The organism is Paenibacillus sp. 1-8 (assembly GCF_056316205.1).
The window spans coordinates 956,002-980,621 of sequence record NZ_CM149995.1 but is presented as its reverse complement, the minus strand read 5'-3'; the positions used below and the strand labels follow the sequence as shown (position 1 = coordinate 980,621).

Annotated in this window: 26 protein-coding genes; 15 read left to right on the top strand and 11 right to left on the bottom strand. The window is 42.0% G+C overall.

Annotation, left to right across the window (positions count from 1 at the left end; translation table 11 throughout):
• Positions 1-126 precede the first annotated feature (126 nt).
• Positions 127-519: a winged helix-turn-helix transcriptional regulator gene (locus AC0WRU_RS04535; RefSeq protein ID WP_476127408.1), complete on the bottom strand. Its 393-nt coding sequence runs from the start codon at positions 517-519 to the stop codon at positions 127-129.
• A 142-nt stretch (positions 520-661) separates the two neighbouring features.
• Here AC0WRU_RS04535 and AC0WRU_RS04530 point away from each other — a divergent pair, with 142 nt between their 5' ends.
• The gene (locus tag AC0WRU_RS04530) at positions 662-1,336 is read left to right on the top strand and encodes an NAD(P)H-dependent oxidoreductase (protein ID WP_476127407.1); all 675 of its coding nucleotides are present in this window, start codon (positions 662-664) and stop codon (positions 1,334-1,336) included.
• A 64-nt stretch (positions 1,337-1,400) separates the two neighbouring features.
• Here the strand turns inward: AC0WRU_RS04530 and AC0WRU_RS04525 are convergent, their stop codons facing one another.
• Positions 1,401-4,328, bottom strand: a complete 2,928-nt coding sequence (locus tag AC0WRU_RS04525) for an S-layer homology domain-containing protein (protein WP_476127406.1) — start codon at positions 4,326-4,328, stop codon at positions 1,401-1,403.
• 459 nt (positions 4,329-4,787) lie between these two features.
• Entirely contained in the window at positions 4,788-5,486 is a 699-nt protein-coding gene (locus tag AC0WRU_RS04520) for a hypothetical protein (protein WP_476127405.1), read from the bottom strand.
• A gap of 220 nt (positions 5,487-5,706) precedes the next feature.
• Between AC0WRU_RS04520 and AC0WRU_RS04515 the strand changes: the two genes are divergently transcribed.
• Complete coding sequence (locus tag AC0WRU_RS04515) at positions 5,707-6,444, top strand: GNAT family N-acetyltransferase (RefSeq protein ID WP_476127404.1); 738 nt, start codon at positions 5,707-5,709, stop codon at positions 6,442-6,444.
• A 115-nt stretch (positions 6,445-6,559) separates the two neighbouring features.
• On the opposite strand, the gene AC0WRU_RS04510 is transcribed toward AC0WRU_RS04515, so the two are convergent.
• A complete protein-coding gene (locus AC0WRU_RS04510) occupies positions 6,560-7,939 on the bottom strand; it encodes an amino acid permease (protein WP_476127403.1) in 1,380 nt (459 codons plus the stop codon).
• 20 nt (positions 7,940-7,959) lie between these two features.
• On the opposite strand from AC0WRU_RS04510, the gene AC0WRU_RS04505 reads away from it, so the two are divergent.
• On the top strand, positions 7,960-8,193 hold the full coding sequence (locus AC0WRU_RS04505) for a hypothetical protein (RefSeq protein WP_476127402.1): 234 nt from the start codon (positions 7,960-7,962) through the stop codon (positions 8,191-8,193).
• 508 nt (positions 8,194-8,701) lie between these two features.
• Here the strand turns inward: AC0WRU_RS04505 and AC0WRU_RS04500 are convergent.
• Entirely contained in the window at positions 8,702-9,145 is a 444-nt protein-coding gene (locus AC0WRU_RS04500; RefSeq protein WP_025683802.1) for a HEAT repeat domain-containing protein, read from the bottom strand.
• A gap of 292 nt (positions 9,146-9,437) precedes the next feature.
• Between AC0WRU_RS04500 and AC0WRU_RS04495 the strand changes: the two genes are divergently transcribed.
• A complete protein-coding gene (locus AC0WRU_RS04495) occupies positions 9,438-9,914 on the top strand; it encodes a DinB family protein (protein WP_476127401.1) in 477 nt (158 codons plus the stop codon).
• Between the two features lie 303 nt (positions 9,915-10,217).
• On the top strand, positions 10,218-10,409 hold the full coding sequence (locus tag AC0WRU_RS04490; RefSeq protein WP_431090296.1) for a hypothetical protein: 192 nt from the start codon (positions 10,218-10,220) through the stop codon (positions 10,407-10,409).
• A gap of 302 nt (positions 10,410-10,711) precedes the next feature.
• On the opposite strand, the gene AC0WRU_RS04485 is transcribed toward AC0WRU_RS04490, so the two are convergent.
• From AC0WRU_RS04485 to AC0WRU_RS04475, 3 genes are all read right to left on the bottom strand, one after another.
• Positions 10,712-11,236, bottom strand: a complete 525-nt coding sequence (locus AC0WRU_RS04485; RefSeq protein ID WP_476127400.1) for a VOC family protein — start codon at positions 11,234-11,236, stop codon at positions 10,712-10,714.
• A 48-nt stretch (positions 11,237-11,284) separates the two neighbouring features.
• Positions 11,285-11,911 carry a type 1 glutamine amidotransferase family protein gene (locus AC0WRU_RS04480; protein ID WP_476127399.1) on the bottom strand — a complete coding sequence of 209 codons (627 nt, stop codon included), beginning with the start codon at positions 11,909-11,911 and terminating at the stop codon, positions 11,285-11,287.
• A 113-nt stretch (positions 11,912-12,024) separates the two neighbouring features.
• Positions 12,025-12,987: a helix-turn-helix transcriptional regulator gene (locus tag AC0WRU_RS04475; protein WP_476127398.1), complete on the bottom strand. Its 963-nt coding sequence runs from the start codon at positions 12,985-12,987 to the stop codon at positions 12,025-12,027.
• A gap of 849 nt (positions 12,988-13,836) precedes the next feature.
• On the opposite strand from AC0WRU_RS04475, the gene AC0WRU_RS04470 reads away from it, so the two are divergent.
• The 5 genes from AC0WRU_RS04470 to AC0WRU_RS04450 are packed head-to-tail and all read left to right on the top strand — an operon-like array spanning position 13,837 to position 15,739.
• Positions 13,837-13,983, top strand: coding sequence for a hypothetical protein (locus tag AC0WRU_RS04470; protein WP_476127397.1), 147 nt, complete (start codon positions 13,837-13,839; stop codon positions 13,981-13,983).
• Positions 13,980-14,627, top strand: a complete 648-nt coding sequence (locus AC0WRU_RS04465; protein ID WP_476127396.1) for a TetR/AcrR family transcriptional regulator — start codon at positions 13,980-13,982, stop codon at positions 14,625-14,627. Before AC0WRU_RS04470 ends, AC0WRU_RS04465 begins: the two co-directional genes overlap by 4 nt.
• Complete coding sequence (locus AC0WRU_RS04460; RefSeq protein WP_476127395.1) at positions 14,624-15,199, top strand: NADPH-dependent FMN reductase; 576 nt, start codon at positions 14,624-14,626, stop codon at positions 15,197-15,199. The genes AC0WRU_RS04465 and AC0WRU_RS04460 overlap by 4 nt, the downstream gene beginning before the upstream one ends.
• A 16-nt stretch (positions 15,200-15,215) precedes the next feature.
• Positions 15,216-15,440, top strand: a complete 225-nt coding sequence (locus AC0WRU_RS04455) for a (4Fe-4S)-binding protein (protein ID WP_476127394.1) — start codon at positions 15,216-15,218, stop codon at positions 15,438-15,440.
• A gap of 20 nt (positions 15,441-15,460) precedes the next feature.
• Positions 15,461-15,739 (top strand): GNAT family N-acetyltransferase, encoded by a 279-nt coding sequence (locus tag AC0WRU_RS04450; RefSeq protein WP_476127393.1) that lies wholly within the window; start codon positions 15,461-15,463, stop codon positions 15,737-15,739.
• A 128-nt stretch (positions 15,740-15,867) separates the two neighbouring features.
• Here AC0WRU_RS04450 and AC0WRU_RS04445 read toward each other — a convergent pair whose 3' ends face one another.
• Positions 15,868-16,197, bottom strand: a complete 330-nt coding sequence (locus AC0WRU_RS04445) for an iron chaperone (RefSeq protein WP_476128567.1) — start codon at positions 16,195-16,197, stop codon at positions 15,868-15,870.
• Between the two features lie 384 nt (positions 16,198-16,581).
• Between AC0WRU_RS04445 and AC0WRU_RS04440 the strand changes: the two genes are divergently transcribed.
• From AC0WRU_RS04440 to AC0WRU_RS04420, 5 genes are all read left to right on the top strand, one after another.
• Entirely contained in the window at positions 16,582-17,622 is a 1,041-nt protein-coding gene (locus AC0WRU_RS04440) for an IS630 family transposase (protein WP_476127392.1), read from the top strand.
• A gap of 321 nt (positions 17,623-17,943) precedes the next feature.
• On the top strand, positions 17,944-21,348 hold the full coding sequence (locus AC0WRU_RS04435) for a CdiA family toxin C-terminal domain-containing protein (RefSeq protein WP_476127391.1): 3,405 nt from the start codon (positions 17,944-17,946) through the stop codon (positions 21,346-21,348).
• A 20-nt stretch (positions 21,349-21,368) separates the two neighbouring features.
• The gene (gene cdiI, locus AC0WRU_RS04430; RefSeq protein WP_430048938.1) at positions 21,369-21,752 is read left to right on the top strand and encodes a ribonuclease toxin immunity protein CdiI; all 384 of its coding nucleotides are present in this window, start codon (positions 21,369-21,371) and stop codon (positions 21,750-21,752) included.
• A 420-nt stretch (positions 21,753-22,172) separates the two neighbouring features.
• The gene (locus AC0WRU_RS04425; RefSeq protein WP_476127390.1) at positions 22,173-22,505 is read left to right on the top strand and encodes an Imm8 family immunity protein; all 333 of its coding nucleotides are present in this window, start codon (positions 22,173-22,175) and stop codon (positions 22,503-22,505) included.
• 262 nt (positions 22,506-22,767) lie between these two features.
• Positions 22,768-23,055: a hypothetical protein gene (locus AC0WRU_RS04420; RefSeq protein ID WP_476127389.1), complete on the top strand. Its 288-nt coding sequence runs from the start codon at positions 22,768-22,770 to the stop codon at positions 23,053-23,055.
• Between the two features lie 32 nt (positions 23,056-23,087).
• Here the strand turns inward: AC0WRU_RS04420 and AC0WRU_RS04415 are convergent, their stop codons facing one another.
• Together AC0WRU_RS04415 and AC0WRU_RS04410 are read right to left on the bottom strand one after the other, a co-directional pair.
• Entirely contained in the window at positions 23,088-24,266 is a 1,179-nt protein-coding gene (locus tag AC0WRU_RS04415; RefSeq protein WP_476127388.1) for a recombinase family protein, read from the bottom strand.
• Positions 24,267-24,270: 4 nt separating this feature from the next.
• Positions 24,271-24,555 (bottom strand): recombinase family protein, encoded by a 285-nt coding sequence (locus AC0WRU_RS04410; protein WP_476127387.1) that lies wholly within the window; start codon positions 24,553-24,555, stop codon positions 24,271-24,273.
• Between the last annotated feature and the right edge of the window lie 65 nt (positions 24,556-24,620).

Sequence of the window (24,620 nt, the reverse complement as noted above, 5' to 3'; positions counted from 1 at the left end):
CAGTCTTTCACTGGATTTATGCAAAATACTCTTATAGATAAACCGCAAAAGGCCCTACGGTATATGCTCTAGCATACGATCGTAAGTGCCTTTTGCGCGTACCTGTATTGATAGATGAACATCCCTTTACAAGACGGGCTTGGATGGCTCCATGCAGCTTTCTGATGAACGATGTTTGGTTTTATATTCTTCTCCCCAATCCTTCATTAAGCTAATAATCGGAGTCAGAGTTCTTCCAAATTCGGTTAAAGAATATTCGACTTTGGGAGGAACCTGCTGATAGACTTCACGGTGAACTACACCATCCTCTTCCAGCTCGCGTAACTGGAGCGTCAGCATGCGCTGAGTGATTCCCGGACAGATTCGCCGAAACTCACTAAACCGCTTGGTTCCATACATTAGATGATATAAGAGAATCCCTTTCCATTTGCCTCCAATCACATCCAGTGTGTACTCCACCGGGCAGGCCTGATCTTTTCCATCGGGACATTCTCCAAAGCCGCCTTTCCGATTTCGCATAGGTAATCTCCTCCTAGTATCATTTTGTATACTACAGCACATTAATGTGCGTACTTCTAAAACAGTCATGTATATTTTAATATTAAGCATGCCACTTGGTAAGCGTCAAATTCAATAAAAATTCACAAGGAGTGAGTAAACTATGGAAACCGTAACAACTGCTAAAAATCAAATCTTATCTGCATATGAGTTCAGACATGCTACCAAAGAATTTGACAGCCATAAGAAAATCAGCGATTCGGACTTCGGTTTTATTCTCGAAACAGGTCGTTTATCTCCCAGCTCGTTCGGCTTCGAACCCTGGAGATTCGTTGTCGTCCAAAGTAACGCCATGCGTGAGAAGCTGCTCCCGTACTCTTGGGGAGCCAAAAAACAGCTACCTACAGCGAGCCATTTTGTACTCATTCTCTCCAGAATGCCTAAAGACATGTTGGCCTCATCCGAATATATCAAGGGTATAATGGAAAACGTACAGCAATTGCCTGCTGAAGTGGCTCAAGGCAAAGAAAAGGTATATGATGCCTTCCTGAAATCGGATTTTGGGCTGGAGGAAAATGAAAGAGCGATGTTCGAGTGGGGTTGCCGACAAACCTATATCGCTCTGGGCAATATGATGACAGCCGCAGCTCAAATCGGAGTTGACTCCTGCCCAATCGAAGGTTTTAATAAAAACAAAATTGAACAAATTCTTTCCGAAGAAGGCATCATGGATGCCGAGCATTTCGGCATTTCCTGCATGGTGGCTTTTGGATACCGTCTGAATGAGCCGCGTGGAAAGACTCGGCGACCTGCGGATCAAGTTATTGAATGGGTATAACTGAAGGACGAGTAGACCAAAAAGAACCGAAAGCAATATGCTCTCGGTTCTTCGTTTCATACAATTACTGATAGTTCACTTCTTCTGAGAAGTAGATCTCCTTCAAACGATCCTTTACGCGCTGAATTTCCTCTGTTGTTAACGGAGCCGTAGGATGTAGCTTGAAGTTTCTTCCGGTGACATAGCTTACATCCGTGTTCTTATTCAGGTTGTATGGTAGCTTTGGAACCGGATTTCGGGTATAGTCGGTAAAATCAATAATGGACCATGCCGTATCTCCATCCTCCTTGGACAAAATAATCCGCTGTGAGGCGTTTTCAGTCCACAAGTAACGCAGATTGGCCGGCGAATTATTGGAGTCCATGACCGCCTTAATGCCGGAGCCCCTAAACATGAGCGAAAATTCCGTATGATCATTATTCGATCCAGCTAACGATTCATAAATCTGTTTCAGCCCATCCACTCCCACAATCTCGACCTCACGGTCAGCAGGGAAGTGATTCACAAAGTTCTCCCATATTTGGTTCATGCTATGGTTTTTGGCAAGCCAGTTGACATCCAAAATAATGGACATGTAGTTTACCGTATTTAAACGTTGATACGGGTTATCTAAATATTGCTGTGCTATATACAGTTGTGGTGCCGCATCCGTTTCAGTCACATATGGGTCACCTGGATGGAGAGTCCAGCGTGAGGAATCCTTTGTATAGCGTGATCCAATGGGATCAATCGTAATCGAGTTCATAAACACGATACCGCTATTATTTGTAACTCCCTGTGCCGGAACAATCGGATTATCCTTATTGGACCAGTAAGGCATCAAAGGCGAACCCTCACCATACATGTTGTTCACATTATACTGTGTAGCCGACCACCCCATGGCTGAAGTGATTTTAAAATGATCCTTAAGCCATTGGGCCTGCTCAGGATTCACCGTAAAGCTGGTCAATGATTTAGGCAGATACTTCCGGTATTGGTCTGTATCCATGCTTTCAAACACCGAAGGTGATCCCAACGAACCGGATTGGTGCAGCTCATTGAGTGCATTATAACGATACATATACAACCATTCGTTCATCCGTGCTTCCCATTTGGGAAGATCGTACAGATTATTCGGATATCCGTCCAAAATCCCGACTTCATCGCCATACTGATCCACGTATTCCAAAACCTTTTTAAGCTGCGGACGATTTACTTCCACAAAGATAAATCTATTTTCCATGGCCCACGTCACTTTTAAGTTGGGACCAAAGTGATCCATCAGCAATTGACGAGCCTGCTCGATTTGCTCTACCGTGGTCGTACTGCCCGCATCTTGTCCCTGCAGCATCATCGAGACAGCAAAATATTGCTTTTTGCGCTCTCCCGGTACTACAGTTAACTCTGCATCGGATATGAAGTGAATTCCCTGAGAGGATGATTCAACCTCGATCTTGAATGGAATGACAGAGTTCACTGCAGGAATCAGATGCAGATTGGCAATATGTCCATCCTCGTCAAATATCCCTCTGGAATCATCTATCCGAAGCTTCAAATCTGACGGCAATAGACCGGACGGTATGACCTCTCCCTTTGCATTTTGAAATACATAGGGCATGCTCCAGGCATCAGGGTCTAGAGTCGTGGCCTGTGAAATGGTGTACGTCGCCAAGTATACGGACCTGATTACACTCGGTTCCTCTACCGGAGGAGTCTTCCCTTTCACGATCAGCTTGGTCTGTGCTTTAAGCACCTGATGGGGTTTGGCAATTGTGACTTCTATCTCTACAGGAATGTAACCATCAGCAGCAGGTATATTTTCGGAATGCGCGATTTCCCCATGTTCATCAAATACACCTAATGTATCACTAAATGTGTAGGTGACACTTGTGACGCTAACATCGGGAATGCTTAACAAGTGCCCTTTATTGTAGAGATCAAAGGACAGCTGATACGAAGGATACGTCTCCGGTTGATTTACCAACTCCGGCGCCTTAATTACAACCTCATCCACTACAAAATCCGAAGAATGATCCGGTGGAATCACCGGTGGTTTCGGTCTCGGTCCTGGTGGCCGTGGTGTCACTGGTGGTCTCGGACTAGGATCTGATGGTATAACTGGCGGCCTCGGACTAGGATCTGATGGTATAACTGGTGGTTCCGGCTTCGGCTCTGTTGGTGTTACCGGAGCTACCGGTGGATCCGGCCTTGGACTATGGCTTCTGGGCTCTTCGATTTCCGGATTCGCCCGCTGATGGCTAATTTCCGGCGCCAAGTCTACCACGATCTTGTTCGACTCTGGTCGGTTGATCGTCTGAATGGCAGCTCCACTTCCGTTTCCTAATGAATCCAGCAAACGTTTGGCCCGATCCCGCAGAGTGTCACCGCCTAGCCATACCCGATAAGCGACCAGCGTGGCATCCTGCCGTTTCACAAACTCTTTTGGACGGAAATAATGATTCTTATCCCCCTCCATCAGCCCCAACTGCTCCATCAGCCATACGCTTGTTTGTGCATAGTCTGATATATCAGGCTGATCCACAAATCCGGATACACTGGAAGACTGGATATCTTCAGAAACACCGAAATACCTGGCATACCAAACTGCCATATCCTGACGAGTCATATTGTGCTTTGCACCGAACAGTTGATCACTAATTCCTTTGGTAATGTTCTCTTCCTGCAAGGTCTGCACATAAGATAGAGCCCACGGCGACACATCTGTAAAAGGAACAGCACCTCTGGTGTTCGACGATCGTTTTACGGTTTTAGCAAAGATACTCGCCCACTCCTGCCTCGAAATAAAATCTATGGGCCGGAAGCTGCCATCCTGATAACCAGTAATAACCCCTTGAGCAGCCATGGCTTCAATCGCATCAGCAGCGTAGGAATGTTCAATATCGTTAAAGGTCCTGTCTGCAAAAACAGGTACAGTATGTACGCAGAACAACCAAACAGCCAGTAAACCAGCCATGTACCACCTAATTCGTTGTAACTCCTTTTCACGTTTCATAAGATTCTAGGGTATTTCACCTCCTTCATGATGTAAAACCAGGTCAGTTCCCCCTGTGCTCCTGTTCATTTGTGAAAATTATCTCTTTTGTTTTCAAACGAATTTTCATAACCATTGACACCAAACTGTATATACTTGAATTATCGGAATAATCTCCCTAGGTTTGAATAAAGACTGTAAAAAAAGTCGCTTTGGTATGCTGTATTATCCATTAAATCGTCATTATTTTAAAACCATATATCCTGATCATTTAAAATAGTTTTCATTGGAAATCAAATTTTCAACCCTTTTCTTCCATCACTGTATGTTCTCATTGCCAGCGTAGAAATAAAAAAGATAACATCATGTATATAATCCCGGATGGGTATACACTCTGTTATCTCTACTATTGCAGATCACTCTCACTTACTTATTTGCTCTTTATTTGGATCACGTATTAGCCATTCTATATCATCTGGGTTATTCTTTTGTAGTAGCACCTTGATAAACATAATAGTAACCCTCTGAAATCCCATCTTGCGGATAAGCTGCAGGATCTTCGCTTGTTACTTGACCTACAAGCTCCCGATTTATAAACGTGTGAGGTCCTTCCTCTATTAGCGCTTCAGCAGACATACCACTGATAGGTCTTACTGTACTGGACCAGAATGTAACTAAATATATATCGTCAGGATTAAATTGAAAGCGTCCTTCACTTGGTGTCCCCTCATAAAACAGCTCAGACAAAGAAGTCGCTTCTGACCCTCTCATAAAAATCCGAATATCACTAGTTCCATTCCATCTATGAGGAATTCCGCCTCTGGGATTTATATACTCTACAACCTCAGGCTCCTGATCGCGAAGAAAATCAGTAACTGTAAATTTATAAACCGCATCCGTTATGCTTTCGGTTACAACTCCAGTTGTTTTCCCCGTTTCATAGCCGCTGAAATCTCCATACACATTTGGGGTTTGGCTTAAAGCGGCAAAAAGCCTTTCCTGATCCATATATTCGACTCTTCCCGGCACTGCAGTCAATCTATATGTCTTCACTTCAGTACCCTTGTACTTGTTCCAAGTATATTCTGTGGTAGCTGCGTAAGATACCCCGCCGTTCCAGCCCAATGATGCTACTACTAGCAAGGCTAACATCAAGAGCAATGACCATTTTTTCAACATCTTCCCCTTAACCCCTCTCCATTTGCACTTCAATTATTTAATAGAATTATAGCTTCTCTAAAATTCTATTAACAGTTAAAATTTAGAAGAAACTATAGATAATTTATGTCCTTTGTATATTGGCTTGACCTAAACAAAATTAGTGCTTTCTTTCTATTTCTCTTTGGTTTATTATTCATTAGTATGTATTATTATTCATTAAACCATATGGAGGATACCTATGAACCACAAAATTATTGAAGAGCTATCCTTGAACAACTGGCAGCCCCTGTCCACTTTACTTTACGATGGATGGATTTTGCGCTTTGCAGATGGTTATACCAAACGTGCCAACTCGATTAACCCGATTCATTATTCAACCTTTGACCTCGATCATAAAATTGAAGAGTGTGAGAACTTATTTTCAGATCGTAACTTGCCCGCAACCTATAAAATCACTCCCTTTATCCATCCTGAGCATTTAGATCGCATTTTAGAGGAAAAGGGCTATTCCCTCATTGACCCAACAAGTGTTCAAACCTTAAAGCTGGATAACCTAAGCAGCCCCCAACTAAATTCGGTGAAAATAGATGAACATATGAATGAAGAATGGTTAGAGCATTTTTGCAGACTCAATCATGTGAATGATCATCATAAGGGCATCATGGAACGCATGTTGTCTAATATCATAACGAAGAAAGGGTTTATCTCGCTTTATGACAACAATCAAGTTATTGCTTGCGGTCTTGGAATTATAGAAAGAGAGTATCTAGGTTTATACGATATTGTGACCGATTTAAATTACAGAAATCAGGGCTTCGGGGAACAAATGATATTACATTTGCTCAAATGGGGACAAGAACACGGGGCCAGACACAGCTATTTAGCCGTTGTAGCCGATAATAAACCTGCACAACGGCTTTATGCCAAACTAGGATACTCAGAAGTTTATACGTATTGGTACAGGGTTAAAGCTTGAACTGTTTTTCCGTTTCCGAAGTAAGTTTCTTTTACCTTGGTAAAAGAAAAACCGAGCGAACTCAGGGCGTAACCTGAATCTCGCTCGGTCATGATCTCTGCATTTTAGCAGCGGTCTATTTCTTATCTAATTCTTCAATTCTCTGCCGCTTTCCTATGCCAAAGACAAAATAGCCGACAATGACGATCGCCATGAATGATGCTCCGACAATCAATGACGTGCGCGTGTCTGGATTGAACCACATTCCAACGATCACCAGGGACAAGAAGATAATGGTGATGTAGTTGCTGATCGGGAAAAAACGAGACTTGAAGGGATGATCTTCCATTTCGTTCTTCCACTTTTTCCTGAATTTAAATTGGCTGATTGCCATTGCAAACCACGGTACCATGCCTGGAAGAACACTGGCGCTATAAATATACAGGAACAGCTTGGAATCAGGGATTAAGTAATTAAACAGCACTCCCACCAGCAGCAAGGAAATGGTCGCAATAATACTATTTCTGGGAACCCCGCTTTCGGAAACTTTCCCAAAGAACTTGGGGGCTTGTCCGTTTTTAGACAATGTGTATAACATTCTTCCCGCACTGTAAATACCACTGTTGCAGCCTGACATCGCGGCTGTGAGAACAACGAAATTAATGATGCCCGCAGCGGCAACAATCCCTACTTTGGCAAAGGTCAGAACGAAAGGACTGCCGATCTCGCCAATTTGATTCCATGGATAGATTGTAACAATAACAAAGATCGCACCCACGTAAAAAATCAGAATACGCCAGATAATATTCTTAATGGCTTTTCGCAGCGTCATTTTCGGATTTTCTGCTTCACCCGCCGTAATGCCCACCATCTCTATACCTTGATAAGCGGCCGTTACAATACAGAGCGCAAATAGAAAACCTTTTAAACCACCTGCAAAAAAACCGCCATGGCTGTACAGATTGGAGAGACCAATCGGTTGCCCGCCGTTCCCCAGGCCAAAGAAGATCATACCCGTGCCAATAATCAGCATAAAGATAATGGCGACAATCTTAATCATCGCAAACCAAAATTCAAATTCTCCATAAAATTTCACAGCCGCCAAATTGGCTAACGCAATGATGATGACACCTGCCAAGGCTGGCAGCCATTGCGGAATGTCAGGGAACCAATAGCCCACGTACACCCCAATGGCAGTAACCTCCGCCATCCCTACAGTAACCCATAAAAACCAATAGCTCCAAGCGGTCAAAAAACCGGCCAAAGGGCTAATATATTTATGAGCAAAAGTAGCGAATGAGCCTGTCACCGGTTCGAGAATCAGCATTTCTCCCATCATCCGCATGACAAAAAACATAATAATTCCAGCTAAGAGATAGGCCAACAGCACAGAAGGCCCCGCCCATTTTATCGTACTTGCTGACCCCATAAACAAGCCAACGCCAATGGTGCCTCCAAGCGCAATCAGCTCAACATGCCTTGGCTTTAGCCCTCTCGTTAATTGTTTCGATTCCAAAAGAACGCTCCCCTTCGTATATGTTCATCATCAAACTGAAAGATATGGAAAACAGTCCCTATCCCAAAAAGGATATCGAGATATCAGGCTGCCGTGATGCTGATTTTGCCAATATAGAGATACTTCATCATCCGAGTGCGTACAAGGAAATCACGTCCAAATATGAATCAAGCCTTGCTGTTCCTGAGTCCGAGCCTGTAGCAATGAAAGAATTGTATGACAAAAAAAACGGAAAATCAACACTTGTTAATTAACCAATGGTTAAAGAATAATGGTAAAAAATAGAGGACCGATTTTGTCGTTGCAACAGCTTATTCACTATGACCACGCTTAGAGCTAATATATTTCACGGAAACATGTTTATCAACGACAAACTTCACTATTACCCCATCAAAAAATGATCATTTTCCTACAATTTATCTACAGATAATTCTTTGTTGCTTTCTTTGCATTCCTGATATGTATTTCATAGCTTGCTCAAAAAGTATTTCTTTAACGTTATAGAATAGAAATTTTATTGGTTTGTATCTTTCACATACTTGAGCAATTCTCCAATGAATGTAACCAATATTTCAAAGAAATTCGGCAATCAAATAAGATGTAACACATTAAAAATCACACAAGCGAGGAAAAGATACAAATATACCCACTCCCAAAAGATAAAAAAGACCTTAACAAAAATAACCCCTTATCCTTGTTAAGGCCTTGTCTGCATCACCAGTTACAATCCTTAAAAATACATTCAATTGCAGGGTTCAGACATTATCTTGTGGATAACGAAGCCCATTTTTGCTCCAGCCACTGATCAAACTCAGCACCCTTGTCGCCTTCATAGACGTCATAAATATCGACTCTCATCTTGTGCAGCTTCTCGCGAAAATCGTTATAGGTATGGTCGGCTGGCAGGCTTTTTTTAATCCGCACCAGAATCTTCGTCAGGCCCTTAACAAGCTCACCCTCTTTGCGCACAGGCGGCTGTACATTCTCGCCCCATTCCTGAAGCTTGCGGTAAGCGGCTTCCTGAACGGCATATACCGTATCATTATTCAATCGATGTGTCAGTACGTCAATCGTCTGCTGGTTCTTCCATGCGCCCAAATCATTTACCGCAGCTAGACGCGCTTTCCAATCGGAGGTTCGGTTTACAGCTACTTTAAGCTGCTCATATACTTCTGCAAATTCCTGCTGAGTTTCGTTGTTTTCCAAAATAATCTCATCCTTTTCTATATCTGAGTCAATCTATATTCGATCCTGTAACGGTTCCACCATCAGAACACTTTGTTCACCTGTTCTTCGACCCTGTGGCTTTACTAAAAAAATCACTACATTTGCTGTTCATCATGATTGCCGTTTGTTAAATATAACATACTTGCAGGTCTTCTTCATATCTCGAACCATCTTCTTTATTTACGAACTTACGTGAAAAGTTAAATTGAGCTTTTGATGCTCCGGCTCTCTTGCATTTAGTTAGAGTAGTACTAGCTTTAATAAAAAACTTATGTTCGCATACGAACAAATTTTCAAGCGATTAAAAGAGCTGCCCAAGGATGCTTATCGTCAAGAAGTTCAAAGTGTATTTCCTTCGTTAGCGAATGTGTTGGCCCATGTTTATCTTTCCGATCTTGGATGGATAGAAGTTTTTTCTGGTAAAAGTATGAACCATGCATTGTCGTTAGCTGAACAACTAAAAGAACAAACTGAGTCAAAAGGATTAGAGGAAATGGAGACCCTGTTTTTGGAGTTATCCGAGCGATTCAAATCGTTCCTGAACCAAAAAGAAAATATAGACAAGCTTCTTGTCATTGAGAATCCTTCTGCCAACCTCATGAAAACAAGTGTATCCGAAATAGTCCCCCACATTGTGAATCATGGAACATATCACCGTGGTAATATCACAGCTATGTTACGACAAATGGGTTACGCTTCTGTGTCAACAGATTATGGTCTTTTCTTATATTTAAAAACAAGGGTTTAGCGTATATTTCCGTGCGTAATTTGACTGGCCTTCGAGTATGGAAAAACCGCCATTCGAAACTACAAAATACTCATACTCCCATTTTTCACCTGACTTTTATTACTCTACGTTCAGCAGATCAATCTGTAATGGAAAAGTTTGAGTCCATTCTTTCGCAAATTCAGAACAGCGTTAATGCAATACATCATGAATTCTCATACCAAAGATAACAAGCAGTACGTGGACGATGTGGCTTTGATTCGGGCTATTCTAGACCCCGGCGAGGCAACAAGGGAATGGTTTAAATGTAAGGACAATAACATATTGAGATTGAATTCAAAACGGGTAGATCAAATTCAGTTAGAGCAGCTTGTGCTCAATGACATCCTGATTGATTCTGGCGTTTTTCATGAAAACACTGACTACATTAGTGGACTGATCGGTTTGGATATTTTGAAGAGCGCAGAAATGCTTATTGATCTTCATCAGATGGAAATGTATTCGGCAATTAAATAGACATAAAAAAGAGGACGTGAATAGCTAACGTCCTTTTTCGTCCCCAACGAACCCCTCTACTGGATCGGCTACACTCTTATACCCAGCGAGCGATGCTCTCCATATGCCTTGTGGCGGTGATCATGATGCCGTATGAAGCTGGTAGTCCCTTGACGACACGGTATATTTTCGAAGGGTTGCTTTTTCAACCCTAAAATTTTGAAGTTTCTATTTTCGCCAACTATTTGGCACCAGCATTTCTATTATATCATTTAAGCAAACTGTAACTTTTGACACTTATTATCAAAAAAATGTTATTGCATTTATTCTCCACTAAAGCTTTTGGCCCATTCAGCAACCCTCCGACTACTTTCTTCTTCTGACAAATCCTCAATCCTAGTCATAATAGACCATCTTACTCCAAAAGGATCCAATATACTTGCGAATCGATCACCTGAAACAAAATTTGCAACCGGTTCCCTTACTTTTGCTCCTCTTGCTACCGCATTTTCAAGTACCTGATCAACATTCATAACGTAAATTCCTAAAGAATAACACGCATTGCCTTCATCTGGCGGCAAGACCAATTTATATGTCGGATTCGCTGCTCCCAGCTGCAAAAAACCATTTCCAAAATCTAATTCCGCATGAACAATTATTTTATTGCCATTTCCATCAGGATATTCAGTAATATCCTTAACCCTTGCATTGAAAACAGTTTTATAGAACTCTATTGCCTCAGAAGGATTCTTCACTGTTATAAATGGGGTAATAGATGTAAAGCCGTTGGGTGTTCCATTCTTTGTATATTTACCTGACACTCCCATATATTCTCTGCTTTCAGTCATTTTTACTCCTCCTTTAAATGATCAAATATCAATTTTATGCTTATATCTTCATTGGATTGAATTCATCAACTCATAGAAATATTTGGAATCCTGAGTCTTATTAAGACTGTACCAGGCATCTAATGTTTTTGAAGAAAATACACCCAAAGCTTTCAAGACGTGTACGGAAAATTCCAACGGAGCTGTTCCAGATGCAGTGATCAGTTTTCCATCCGTTACAACAGACTCCATTTTGTAATACTTTTCGCCCGTGTAAGTGGGACAGATCATTTTAAGGTATTCCAGATCATTGCTTGTATGCCCACGTGAATTCAGCAATCCTGTCTGGGCAAGTCCCATTGTGGCACCACAAATCGCTGCAACCAATATACCTTCCTTTAAACACCTCTCAGCGATTTTTAAGATGGGTTGGTGAATTGTTTCTGTCCATGTATCTCCACCGGGTAAAATCAATGCATCCGTGCTTTCAAGGCTGCACTCATCTAGCTTGATGTCAGGCAGTATTTTCAATCCGCCCATTGTAGTTACAGGAATCTTTTCAATTCCCACGGTAACTATTTTTGATGGGGCCAGCCCCTTTTTATAATATCTTCCCGAGTTCAGTTCGGCAGTTAAGTAACCTATTTCCCAGTCTGCCATTGTGTCAAACACATAAAGATATACCGTATTATTCATTTGCAAGTTCTCCTTATTTTACAATTCATCAAGTGATACCAACCATCCATCGGTAATCAATGATTATCATCATTATAAAATAGCTTCACTGACATCTGCTGTCAGTGAAGCTATTAAAGTTGATAATATTCCATTAACTCCGACGCAACAGCAACAAGTTTTTCCTTCAAACTCTGTGGTTTGATTACTTGAATGGATTTCCCGTAGGATAGGAGAAAATAAGGGACATACGTATGAATTGATTTTTCCTCAAGCAAAAAGATTGCTCGATTGGATGTCCGCTCTTTCAGATGATGCCCCAAAAACCAATGCAGGCATAAGTCATCCAATGCCTCTGTCCTGCCTTCGATCATTAAAGAAATTAAACCGTCCTTACCCACTAAATCAGGTAACAGATTTTGCATAAAAAATTCACGGGCCGAAAAAGCTTCAGAACGCTTAAATATGATTGGAGTACGCTTGATTTGTAGAATCCGATCTGCCCGAAAGCTACGGATCTCATTTCTTAGGTGACAAAATGCAACAGTATACCATTTACTGTTCCAGTAGACCATTCCATAGGGGTCTATCACCCTATTCTTAGGTTGTTCTTCATGGCTTGTGCGATACTCAATTTCTACAGAGAATTCATTTGCTACAGCCTGCTCCAATTCCGCCAATACCGGCTGAATAGAAGGGTCTCCCATGCGGTTAATAACTTCAAATCCTGCTAAATGACGGCTAAGTATACTTTCCTGCTCCTGATTCGAATACATTTTCAATTTTGATGTCGCAGTGCCTAATGCCTCACTCAAAGGGTATCCAGCTTCTTTTGCAAAAACAGCAGCATGAAGGAGCGCCTTTTTTTCCTCAATATCAAATAGCAGAGGTGCTCTGATAAAATTATTCAGCAAGCTATACCCGCCATTATGACCTGTGTCGGATATTATAGGCACTCCACTGGCACATAGTGCATCAATATACCGATAAACTGTCCTTATATTTATTTCTAACTTTTCGGATATTTGTTTTGCAGTCATTTTTACGCCCGAATTCAGCATCCATAGAATTGCCAGCATATTATCGTTTTTTGGCATAACATGAACCCTCATCTTTCATTAAACCTCAATATTTTATAAATATCTTCTTGATCTTCTCAAGGATCGCACTAAATGATTAGCTTTGCGAATCACCTGTATCCCTTTATTCATCAATCTTTCAGCCTTTCAATCCTCACGTAGCGTTCAACGTGACTCGTCTGCCTATCTTTCAACTTCCTTGAGCGATACTGTCATATATCTTTTCATACCATCAATATTAGACACTCCATATGACTGGAGTGCTGAAAATTGCGATATATTAATGACGTGTACGGAGCATTCGTCCGACAATAAAAAGCATTTGTTTTCGTGTGAAGAAGCGAGACATTTGAGCAGAAATATAGTTTTTAAAACCTGGGATAGCATATACTTTTTTTGCTTGAAGCGAGCTAAGAGCAACTTGGACCACATTTTCTGGAGTGTCTCGATTCCCGACAGAAGCTTCATCGGCCCCCACAACGTTGAAAAATTCTGTTTCCGTTGACCCGGGACATAACGCAAGAAATTGTACTTGTTGATGGAGGGAAAATTCGCACTGCTGTCACAGGGAGAATATCTCCGATTCATGCGGCAAACTTAAAACTTGCTCATGCTAAAATAGAATCTGGAAAAACAATCGGAAAAATTGTTCTTGAACATTTTGATTAAGTCAGACGAAAAAAGGCATTCGATGGATTTATTCTCTCGAACGCCTTTTTGCTTATTTTACTATATTCCTTGTGATTACAACAATATTCGAGTTGTATTTTGTTTGCACACATTTACGAGCAGGATCTTTAACGATATTATAAGAACATACCAACCAGTATGCTAATAGTATCCCCACTAAAAACTGAGGGTGATGTATTGGATGCAAGTACAAAGATTTTAGAGGCAGCTTTCGATTTGGTGGAAAAGCGTCCGGTTGACCAATTCACCTATGCCGATTTGGCGGAGGCCTCGGGGGTACACTGGACACGGTTCGTCGTCATTTGGGCAGCAAGCAAGAAATGAGAGCATTATGGGCAGAGAAACAGGAAGCGTCAGGGCGATCAAACACGGATACACGGACGCGAATCCTGGATGCGTCGATGCGAATATTTGCGAAATACGGTTATGCAGAGGCGACGTTGAATGATGTGGCGGCAGAAGCAGGCATGACGAAAGGTGCGGTTTATTGCCATTTTTCCAACAAAAGCGATCTGTACCTCACTCTCTGCGAACGCAGCCTTTCGCAAAATTCGAAGCGGATTCCGCAGCAAGTGGAAGGCATATTAGGCGCGGCTAACCCTCAGAACGCCTTGGATGCCTGGATAAGGGCCCAGTTCAAAGAATGTGTTATGGACCCGGGAACGTCTATGCTGCTTTTCGAGTTTCTGACGTCGAGCCGAGTTCCGGTCATGAAGAGAAAGCTTAGTGAAGCATTTGACCAATGGTATGGACAGATCGGTGATATTTTACAATCGTTCCAGGAACGCGGCATGCTCCGAAATGATGCCAATCCAAAGTCGATGGCCATGTTTATCCAGTCTCTATTAAACGGTTTGCATATGGCTTGGCTCATAGATCCTGCGGGAGTGGAGTCGGGTCATTTGCTTAAGGACATTTCTCGTGTATTGTGGCGTGATTTAAACCAAGAGAGGAGAGCGCAAGAATGAGCGAAAACAAACTCACCATCACTGCCATATGTGGAAGTCTTCGTGAAGGTTCTTTCAATAGAAGGGTGTTAAAGGCTATGGAAGAGCTTGCGTCAAAGCATTGGGAGATTCATCACGTTGACCTATCGACGATTCCACTTTACAATTCGGACATCGAGAGCCAAGGCGATCCCCAGTCGGTTGTCGAATTTAAAGAAAGCATTCGAAAAGCGGACGGTGTACTGATTGTGACCCCTGAATACAACATGGGAATCCCGGGCGTTTTGAAAAATGCCTTGGACTGGGCTTCGCGTCCGAGTAAAAGCTCAGTGCTGATTCAAAAACCTTTTGCGATTGCAGGTGCTACTCCGGGCAGTGGGGGGACAGCGCAGTCACAAGCCCAGGTGAGACAGACACTGCTTGCCATGAATGCCTATACGATGGCGGGTCCGAAGGTTCTCATCGGCAGCATTCACGAAAAACTGAATGAAACCACCGGAGAATTGGACGACGAATCAACGCTTCGCCATTTGGAAAGATTCCTGACAGCTTTCGAAGAATGGATCCTGGTCTTTAAACAAACTCAAAAGTGAAAGGTGTGAAGGAATTATGACTAAGCAGAAATTATACTACGGTAAAGATATCGAGGTAATGTTTAATTCGGAGGTATGCACTCATTCCGGTATTTGCGTAAAGGGCCTCCCTGGTGTTTTTGATTTAAGCAAGCGTCCTTGGGTTAATCCCGATGCTGAAACTGCGGAGGCAATTGCCCGACATATTGACACATGTCCAAGCGGAGCACTGACGTATAGACGTCTGGACGGTGAATATTGAACAAGGAAAGAGAGATGAACATGCATATTGTAAATCATGATACCGCTAATAAAAGATTTCTTATTCGAGATAACGGCATTGCTGCGGTAATGACGTATGTAATCTCAAGTCCGGAGCTTTACATTATTGATCACACCTTGGTCGAAAATGCTTTCCGAGGACAAGGGCTTGGCGATAAGCTTGTCAAAGCTATGGTGGAATACGCGCGGGAAAACGGTATTAAGATTTTACCCTTATGCCCGTTTGCCAAGGGACGATTCGAACGTTTCTCCGAATACGCGGATGTTCTCAATAAATAATCACTAATCATATGGTTATGACAATAATAAGAGAGAAGAGCCTGAGGGTACGAGATTTCTTCGTCCCCCTCAGGCTCTTCTCCTATCTGTCAATCGATCCCCGTATGCGTATAACTATCATAATACAATCATTTCTTCTTTTTTAATTTACCTTCTGCTTTTTCAATGTTGCTGGCAACTCTGAATTTAACGATTCTGCTTAATATGTCATAGGGCAGCGGCTTATCAATGGGGAAGAACTCATCGATTCCGCTAGGGGCCGGATAAAAACCGATGTGATTCTTGAAAACCGCAAAATACACAAGATTTCCATGGAGCTCGAATGTAGGCATCTGATAACTGATCTTTTCCTTCGCATCCGGCGCCGACTCTTTTATCACTTGCCTTAACGTTTGAAGAATGTCCTGAACCTCGGGAGTAAACGTTGAAATATACTCGTCGATCGACCCATAAGTGATTTTGTTAGCTGTGGAACTCGAAACGGACCTGTTGTAATAGCTTTTGACATGTATTCCATTCCTCTCTTTTTAAATATGTAATAGCATATGTATGCGTCATTCGCATTGAGATGGACAAGAACTGAGCTGTAGTAACAACAACGAAGGATAAAGAGCCTATCAAAAAAAGAAGCAGGACTTCTCCCGCTCCGTTGCTGTATACGCCAATACATCTCAACTATTAGTCTTTCTTGACCAACAGTGAGCAACACTCCACGTGTGTCGAGACGACGGAAAGGATATACTCCTTCTTATCACCTATTATATAAGACGCAAATAAGAAATTAACGAGGCCAATCCGTCGCCAAATGGGGTAATGAATAGTAACTTCAACCCAAGGTGGCGATGAACATGAAAAGCGAAGAAATCGAGCGATTGAATACAGCGATGAAAGAAACATCAGATAAACGTCTTTACGAAAGGTACCTGGCCGTCCGTCTTCGTCTGGAAGGGCACTCGTTTGCTGAGATTAGCGATCTGCTTGGTCGCGTTCGTCAAACGATCAGCCTCTATTGGCAGAACTACCAAAAGCATGGTCTTGCTGGTCTGGAAATGGATCACTCTCCCGGACAACCGCCTAAACTCACGGAGGAACAGCGTAGTCAGTTAGCCACGATGCTCGAACAGCAGCAACCGACGGATGTGGGCTTTGAAGCTCGTTACACCTGGACACTCCCGCTGGTAGCGGAATGGATCAAGCGGGAGTTTGGCATTATCATGAGCGTACGCGGGATTAGCGCGATGCTCAAACGGATGAACTTCAGCTTTACCAAAGCAACCTATACATTAGCCAAAGCCGATGAGGACGCCCAAGAGTTTTTTCGCAAACACACCTTTGCCAAGCTCAAGAAACAGGTTGAGGCGGAAGAGATCAATCATTTGCTCTTTGAAGACGAATCGATGATTCGTTCCTATCAGGCGCTGCAATACAACTGGTTTCCGCGCGGTAAGCAACGCCAAGTGCCAACGTATGGCAAGCATGAAGGAGCCAAGCTATTTGGAGCGATCAACTACGAAACCGGACAGGTCCATCATCGTGAAGAAGAAAAAGCCGATGTAGCCGCCTTTATTCGGTTTCTGCAGGATCTGCTATCGGCTTACCCGAATGGGAAGCTCGCTCTCATTCTGGACAACAGCCGCATTCATCATGCTACCGGGCTGCAGCCTTTTTTGAAGGAACATCCGCGCTTGCACTTGGTCTTTCTACCGCCATATAGTCCAAACCTGAATCCGATTGAAGGCCTGTGGCTGTGGCTTAAATCCGATGTGGTCAACAACGTCTTTTTTGAGAAATTCTATAAAATTAAGCTTCATGTCAGTCAATTTATGAAACGGATTAATAAGCATCCGATGGAAACGATAGATCGTCTACTTGTCAGGTTATGATCTTAATTGCGTCTTATATATATGCTTTTTTCTACTCTACATTTCCCTCCCATATCACCTGCTTCCAAAAATACACATAGTAAATACCCCAACGAATGGGCCATTCTGTAAACAAAATCTCTCTTTTGACCGATAAATACATATGCTGGGTTGTTCATTAAATATTGCCTCTCGTCCTTTTATGCCAAACAAATCTTGTAATACATATCTATCTCGACTCAAAGCTGTACTCATCCGTGTCTTCTATAATCAGAAGCGAATTAAAAATTACATACTTTACTTGGAAAAACAATTACATCTAGAAAGGAGTCATGAACTCACTTGAGCCTATTATCAGATGGGATCGGGTATGAAAGCCTACGCTTTTATGGTCCCTTTCAGCCACAACACATCGAACAACTTCAAATAAAACGTACCATTAATGATCATGCCTTTTTACATATCAGTGGGTTGCTCTCCGAAGAACAGGGAGCCGCTTGTATCGGTCAAAATATGGAGCAAGAGCCGATTATCATTCGTCAGTTGGATGATCAGGGACAATCGCTGAGAAGACTGTTTCACGGGATCATTACGCAAATGTCTGTGAATTGCACACGGGGAGTATACACCTTTGAATTGGAAGCCGCTTCCCATTCCTATCAAATGGATATCAAGCTGAAAAAACGTTCCTATCAAGATATTCACCGTACTTATGATGATCTGGTCACCGCGCTGGTTCGAAAATATCAGTACGGAGATGCCATTGATACCGTAACCAACTATGCCAAATTGGACACTTTTGTTTTACAATATGAGGAGACGGATTGGGCTTTTTTAAAGCGTCTTGCTTCCCGCTTTGGTTCGGTACTTGTGCCAGAAGTGACCGCAGCCTCACCCAAAGTTTTCTTCGGGATGCCAGAAGGCAAGCAGCATAAAGTGGAACGAGATGTATTTTATCGGGTACGGAAAACGTTCCATGAGCTGGATGCTGAAAAGCCGGGAGAACGTGCTGACTCGTATGTCACCTATATGATTGAAAGCCTGCAATATTATGCGCTGGGCGACCTCATTACGTTACCCATTGGACAAGGCAAAGAGTTGGTCGTCGTTCGAGCAGTGACACGGTTAGAGGATGGCTTATTGCGTACTCGTTATGATCTCCAAGCGGAACAGAATATTCGCTATGCCCGTTATGAAAACGATCAGGCCACCGGGATTTCGCTGACAGGAACGGTGCTCAAGGTACAGCAGGATTTCGTACAGCTTCAACTGGACATCGACCCGAAGCAAGATCCTGTCAAAGCCTGCTGGTTTCCCGTGGCGACTCGATATGTAGCCGAAGAACATAGCGGTTGGTACGATATGCCTGAGATCGGGGAACAAGTAGAACTGTATCTGCCTACACACCGCGAACAGGATGCCTATGTAACGGATTCGCTACGACAACAACGCCACGCAAATGGACAGCCGAATGTGAAGATATGGCAACATGTGCAAGGTAGCGGCGTAGAAATGTCTGAGCAAGAACTGACCCTTTCTACCTCGGATGGATTTTCAATTACACTAAATGAAGATAGTGGCATCACCATCAACAGTCCGGGGAATGTGCAGATTCAGGGTGGTCACGTGAAGCTCGATGCAGGTGAGGAACTGTCGCTGGAAGCTGGAACAGCGCTGTATCTCAAAGGTGGAGAAAGTAGCATGGTGCTGGATGGCGAGACGGATACCAAGGCTCCAGTGATATATCAGGAAGGTACGGTGAAAGCTCCAGTTTTTGTAGCTGACCTCCCTCCTGTGCCTGAGCCACCATTGATGAGCATAAAAGCTTATGAAGCAACCCAATCAGCAGCAAAGGATTCATCTAGCAGCCAAGCCTCTACTCCTAAAGCAAAAGTTACAACTCCAGCAGCGCTTCAACAGGCTAATGCTTTGATGGGGACGATATCCAAGCTGTTAGGTTCCATTCCCGTAGTTGGGAACGTAGCCAGTGTGATGTTGAATGCTGTTGGTGGGCCAGCAGGTAAAGTAGCAGCAACGGTGTTACAAGCAACTGGAGCCATACCTATTCGTAGTAAAGGAACGCCAACGGTTGGAGGCAGTAAAGAAACGGGGTTGCACCCGCTCAAACACTTGGCTGGTTTAGCACTCCAAGGACTAATCAGTCAATATGAGCATGAGCAAGCTAAACAAGCTTACTATAGCAAGTGGATTTTAGGAAAAGCATATACGAGTGCGCGTCATTTGGCTGATTCCGGTGGTCCATTGGAACTGGTTCAAAACCTGCTGAAAGAGTCGAATGCTATGGCTCATGCCTATCAGCAAGTTCCTAAAAGCGTTCGGGATAAAATGCTCAGGGACTATAAAGAAAAAGAAGAAACTAGAACTGAAGCTGCTCTTAAAGCAGAAAAAGAAGCTAGAGCTAAAGCTGCTCTTAAAGCAGAAAAAGAAGCTAGAGCTAAAGCTGCCCTTAAAGCAAAAAAAGAAGCTGCTCCACCAGAACTGACAGAAGAAGACTACGAAAGAATCTGGCAGGATTATCTTAGAGCAGCATATACCGAAGACTTTACACCCAAACTTAAACCGGGGAGTTATCGAGGAAAAGATGGTCTTGTACGTACTCGTGACGGTGAACCGGATCGCCAATACTATAGTGAATGGAAGCATAACTATCCCGGCGATTTTTTCATGCTAACTAGGAAGCAAGGAGTATCCGAAGAAGAGAAAAAATGGATGTTCTATGCTATTATCACAGAAAACCCTCTTATGGTTGGGGGTCGAGGGGGTATGGACCATACTAAAGAATTAAAGGGGATACTTTCAAAACTGGGTAGAGGAAAAGGGTTCTTTAATATTTCTTCTGGAGTAAGTGCAAAAGTAAGAGTCCAGGAATTATTAGCGAGGCAAGAAATAGAAGCTAGAGAAAACATAGCTACCCCAAAAAATAACCAAACGCTTGAAAACAAAGGTTACAAACCACAACCAAATGAAAGGTTAACAACGAAAAACCAATATAAACAACAGGATCAACAGGCAAGGAAAACGCTACGAGAGACTGCCTCCAAGGCAGCTAGAGAAGAAAATAGTAAAATTCAAAAGAAGGTCATATATAATGTAGCTAAGAGTACAAATACAAGAAACGCCTCGAATATAAAAGAATATTTAAAAAAGGAAAAAGAAATTGTTAAATCGCAGGGTAATAAAAGGACGTCACAAGCTCCTAATGTTACAGTCAATTATAAATCAGGTTATGATAATCATTTAATTGAAGTAGAAGGGTTTAAAGCAAAACCGACTATAGGAATAAAAGGTGGACATAACCTTGAAAACTTTGAGCGGTATATTTTAGACAACTTTGGCGATCAGGTTAAGAATATTAACCAAGCTGTGATAAAAACGTCACATCCAGATATTCCGGGAATTTATGAGGTTAAATACAAGCTCCCTGTTTATGACGGAATGAGCACAGCTAATGGTGGAAAAGGAAACTATACTGGTCAGTGGAAAGAGTATAAGAATCCTAAAACTGTTTATGATCCGAAAGTTTTCTCTGATGAACAGATATTGAAGTTGGGAAGAGAAGCAATGGAAGAGGGGGTGAGAAGTAACAGCATAATACCTGGTGGAGCTAGGTCTCCAAGTGATATGGTCGAAGGCTATGTTAATGTAAATGGAAAAAAATTAAAATTTATGGGCTTTAAAGATAAGATTACAGATGAGATTACCAACTTTTTCCCAGTACTTGATTAATAGTCGTAGGAGAGATTTATATGGAAGATGAGATTTTCATAATTGAAGATTTTTCGGAAAAGGTAGAACTTATGAGATTATATTATAAAATAATAGGTGATGGTAAGTTTGTACAAGCGATCCACCATTTTAGAAATGGTGATGGTTTTGGAATTGATCCAGTAAGTTGCACTTTTTCCCATGAATATAAACCTGGGGAGGAAGGATATTTTGGTGAAAGTGGCGTTAACTTTAGTTTGCAACCTCCAATGGCTGAAATTGAAGAAAATGCAATTGTAGACTACGAGACATTTTTTAAATATTTAATTGAAGCAAGTGAAAGTTATCTAATTCGGAATCCGAATGATACAGATCAAGTGGAAGTTTGTTTGAGAGTAATCAAACAAAGGTTTATGATATCATAAAGATAATCTTATCGGGAACTACCCAGTGCCTAATAAACATATTTTACCTCATGATTACCAAGATAACCTTTGTTCTACCTGTAGGAAGTTTTCGCGATTAAGATGTGCGCACAATATTGCTTTACGTATAACCTAAATAACGCTAATAACGCTATAGCGTTACATTGAACAGGTCGATTATGGTCAGATACCACCATGATTGTCCTGTTTTTGTTATCTCCGTAAGTAAAGGGACGAGAAAACCTTGGTGGCATGCTGGATATGTAGAAGACTTAACGGATTCTCGAATTCTTCTTGGACTTAAGTAATCACCAAAAGGGTTATTACTCTTGATAGTGGCAATTAAGTGCTGGTAAGGCATAGGCACCAAAGCAAATTAGAAACGTTCATATTGATATTCTAAAATAGGAGGATAATTAAATGCTTATAATAAAAGCTTTAACAAAGATCTACGAGGATTGGGGCAAAGATATAGACGACTTCTATATTACTTATAATGTAGATATCGGACCTATTGAAATAAATGGTGCATCAGATATGTTTTCATTTGAACTAATAAGTCCTAGAAGGTTAGACAGGATGTTAGGTCAAGGTGATATTATCATTGGGCGAGGCCATTTTATTGCAAGAGACTTTAATGTAAAATTCCTTGAAGCGACAATTAGTCGTATAATTAAGAAATGTGAAGACGATGACATTGAAAAAGCATACGACAATCTTTCTAAATACTTCCGATGGGAGATTGATGTATAAGTCAACAATCAGAGTAAATGTGTATAATATTATTTCAGGATGAACAACAGGAAGTGGTTTACAGTCCCAACAAGAAGATCGTTCAATATAACCAATAAACCAAACACTTAAAAAATGAGTAGGAATAAGCTTCTTGCATGCCAACATTAGAAATGAAATAACCGTTGCTGCCCAACATCCTTACATACAAAACAATGACTTGCCATTCCTCCCCATCAGAGTTACCATACACACACTTCAACCACGGGAGGGAAAATGTACTATGTCAAATTGGCCAGATTGGTTTCTCGAAGCATTACGCCAACGTTTTTATCAATTAGAACTTGCCAGTGAACAACAGGCTTCAAATTTACCGGAAGACGAGCACCTATTCACTCAAATGGATCAATTCAAAATGAATCAAAACGAGGATATTCAACATCTGCTATCCGAATGGGAAGAAGCCATAGGCTATCAGTTAAGTCAGGACAAACAGTCCATCTATATGGAAGGAGTTAAAGACGGGATTCGATTGATTCTTCCCGTCATACACCCCACAGTTACTCGTTAGTCTATTGATAGATAGTGTTAGCCTATGATTTTTTAGTCCAGTATTTCGTCTATGCTCATTCCACTTTTCAAGGTAAAAATAAAATGCGCTGGTGAGAGAATGCTTATCTTCTCCACCAACGCATTAAATAGTTTATCATCAAATTGTTCCAGTATATCTTGCCGCGAGCTTAAAATTTGTATGATTTCATCGACACGTTCCTTAACTTTCGCTTTCTGCTCATTCCCCTTCTCCAGTGTCAGCTTCTGTTGTCGCATCTCGTTTAGTTCACTGGAAAGCCTGTTTGTTTCTTCTTCATATACGGCCTCATCGATCTGATTCCGTAGCTTGAGATTCACTAATTCCTTCAAGTCAGATTTCAATTGTTGCATCTGTCCTTCGATGTCTAATAACGATTTTTGCTCTACTCTGCTGGAAAGTACCGATTCAATATTGTCTTTCAGCGTTTTAATCCATCTTTTCTTGTTCTCATACATCCGGTTGAACAATCGCACAAACGCGGAATGTAAAACTTGTTCATCGACTGATTTGGCATCACATGCAGCTTTACCTTCATTGACATACGTTTTGCACTGCCATACCACTTTTTTGGATGGGTTATTGCTGTTCCAGGTTCGGCGTTTGAAAATAGCTCCGCAGCATCCACAATACACTTTACTGCTCAATGCGTATTTACTGGAGTATCTTTTACTCTCTCCCATCACACTTCCTTTCAGCTTGGCCCTCCGTTCCTTTTCCTTTTGCACCGCTTCAAATAGTTCCTTGGATACAATCGGTTCATGGTTGTCCTCAATTAAATATTGCTGCTCCTGTCCTTTATTCCTTATTCGCTTATGCGTTAGAAAATCTACCGTTACCGTCTTTTGCTGAAGCAAAGCTCCGTAATATTTCTCATTGGTCAGAATTAAGGTAATGGAGGAATCCCACCACGTATCGCCACCCGTGACTGTTTTAATGTGGTCTCGCATCAATCCTCTGGCTATCGCCTGATAGCTTTTGCCATCCAAATACTCCTCGTATATGCGCCGCACAATCTCGGCTTCCTTCTCATTAATGACCAGTTCACCATGTTTATCCTTATCATAGCCAAGGAAGCGAGTCGTATTGCAGAAGACTTTGCCGTTTTGGAAGCCTCGTAATATTCCCCATCGACTGTTTTCAGAAATGTTTCGACTCTCATCTTGGGCAAGGGAACTTAGGATGGTCAGCAATACTTCACCTTTGTATCATCCGATTAAAGTGCGTTCTATTTTTAGTGCTGGTTCCGGTGATCCCTTCATCGGCGTAAATATCCGCCATTTCCCATTCCAAGTTGTTTTGAATGTATTGGGTATAATGATTTACCTGATTGGTATAGCTCTCCTTTTGCTCCTCGGAATCGGTACTGACTCGGCAATAGGCAGCGACTTTCTTTTTTTGAATAGATTGAATTCCTTCTACGATGTCCATCGTTTTAATGGGAACGACGACGACTTTTTTTGCGGTTACGGCTTGGGCCATAAGTATTTCTCCCTTCGATATCTTCTTTATACGGTCACATGATATAATGCTTCCGGCACATCATC

Bases quoted from the DNA above. Each gene is read 5' to 3' on its own strand.
- AC0WRU_RS04535 (WP_476127408.1), bottom strand. From the start codon at position 519: ATGCGAAATCGGAAAGGCGGCTTTGGAGAATGTCCCGATGGAAAAGAT.
- AC0WRU_RS04460 (WP_476127395.1), top strand. From the start codon at position 14,624: ATGAGCGAAAACAAACTCACCATCACTGCCATATGTGGAAGTCTTCGT.
- AC0WRU_RS04440 (WP_476127392.1), top strand. From the start codon at position 16,582: ATGAACATGAAAAGCGAAGAAATCGAGCGATTGAATACAGCGATGAAA.
- AC0WRU_RS04475 (WP_476127398.1), bottom strand. From the start codon at position 12,987: ATGCCAAAAAACGATAATATGCTGGCAATTCTATGGATGCTGAATTCG.
- AC0WRU_RS04505 (WP_476127402.1), top strand. From the start codon at position 7,960: ATGTTCATCATCAAACTGAAAGATATGGAAAACAGTCCCTATCCCAAA.
- AC0WRU_RS04520 (WP_476127405.1), bottom strand. From the start codon at position 5,486: ATGTTGAAAAAATGGTCATTGCTCTTGATGTTAGCCTTGCTAGTAGTA.
- cdiI (WP_430048938.1), top strand. From the start codon at position 21,369: ATGGAAGATGAGATTTTCATAATTGAAGATTTTTCGGAAAAGGTAGAA.
- AC0WRU_RS04410 (WP_476127387.1), bottom strand. From the start codon at position 24,555: ATGGCCCAAGCCGTAACCGCAAAAAAAGTCGTCGTCGTTCCCATTAAA.
- AC0WRU_RS04485 (WP_476127400.1), bottom strand. From the start codon at position 11,236: ATGACTGAAAGCAGAGAATATATGGGAGTGTCAGGTAAATATACAAAG.
- AC0WRU_RS04420 (WP_476127389.1), top strand. From the start codon at position 22,768: ATGTCAAATTGGCCAGATTGGTTTCTCGAAGCATTACGCCAACGTTTT.
- AC0WRU_RS04530 (WP_476127407.1), top strand. From the start codon at position 662: ATGGAAACCGTAACAACTGCTAAAAATCAAATCTTATCTGCATATGAG.
- AC0WRU_RS04425 (WP_476127390.1), top strand. From the start codon at position 22,173: ATGCTTATAATAAAAGCTTTAACAAAGATCTACGAGGATTGGGGCAAA.
- AC0WRU_RS04465 (WP_476127396.1), top strand. From the start codon at position 13,980: ATGAGAGCATTATGGGCAGAGAAACAGGAAGCGTCAGGGCGATCAAAC.
- AC0WRU_RS04480 (WP_476127399.1), bottom strand. From the start codon at position 11,911: ATGAATAATACGGTATATCTTTATGTGTTTGACACAATGGCAGACTGG.
- AC0WRU_RS04515 (WP_476127404.1), top strand. From the start codon at position 5,707: ATGAACCACAAAATTATTGAAGAGCTATCCTTGAACAACTGGCAGCCC.
- AC0WRU_RS04525 (WP_476127406.1), bottom strand. From the start codon at position 4,328: ATGAAACGTGAAAAGGAGTTACAACGAATTAGGTGGTACATGGCTGGT.
- AC0WRU_RS04495 (WP_476127401.1), top strand. From the start codon at position 9,438: ATGTTCGCATACGAACAAATTTTCAAGCGATTAAAAGAGCTGCCCAAG.
- AC0WRU_RS04455 (WP_476127394.1), top strand. From the start codon at position 15,216: ATGACTAAGCAGAAATTATACTACGGTAAAGATATCGAGGTAATGTTT.
- AC0WRU_RS04450 (WP_476127393.1), top strand. From the start codon at position 15,461: ATGCATATTGTAAATCATGATACCGCTAATAAAAGATTTCTTATTCGA.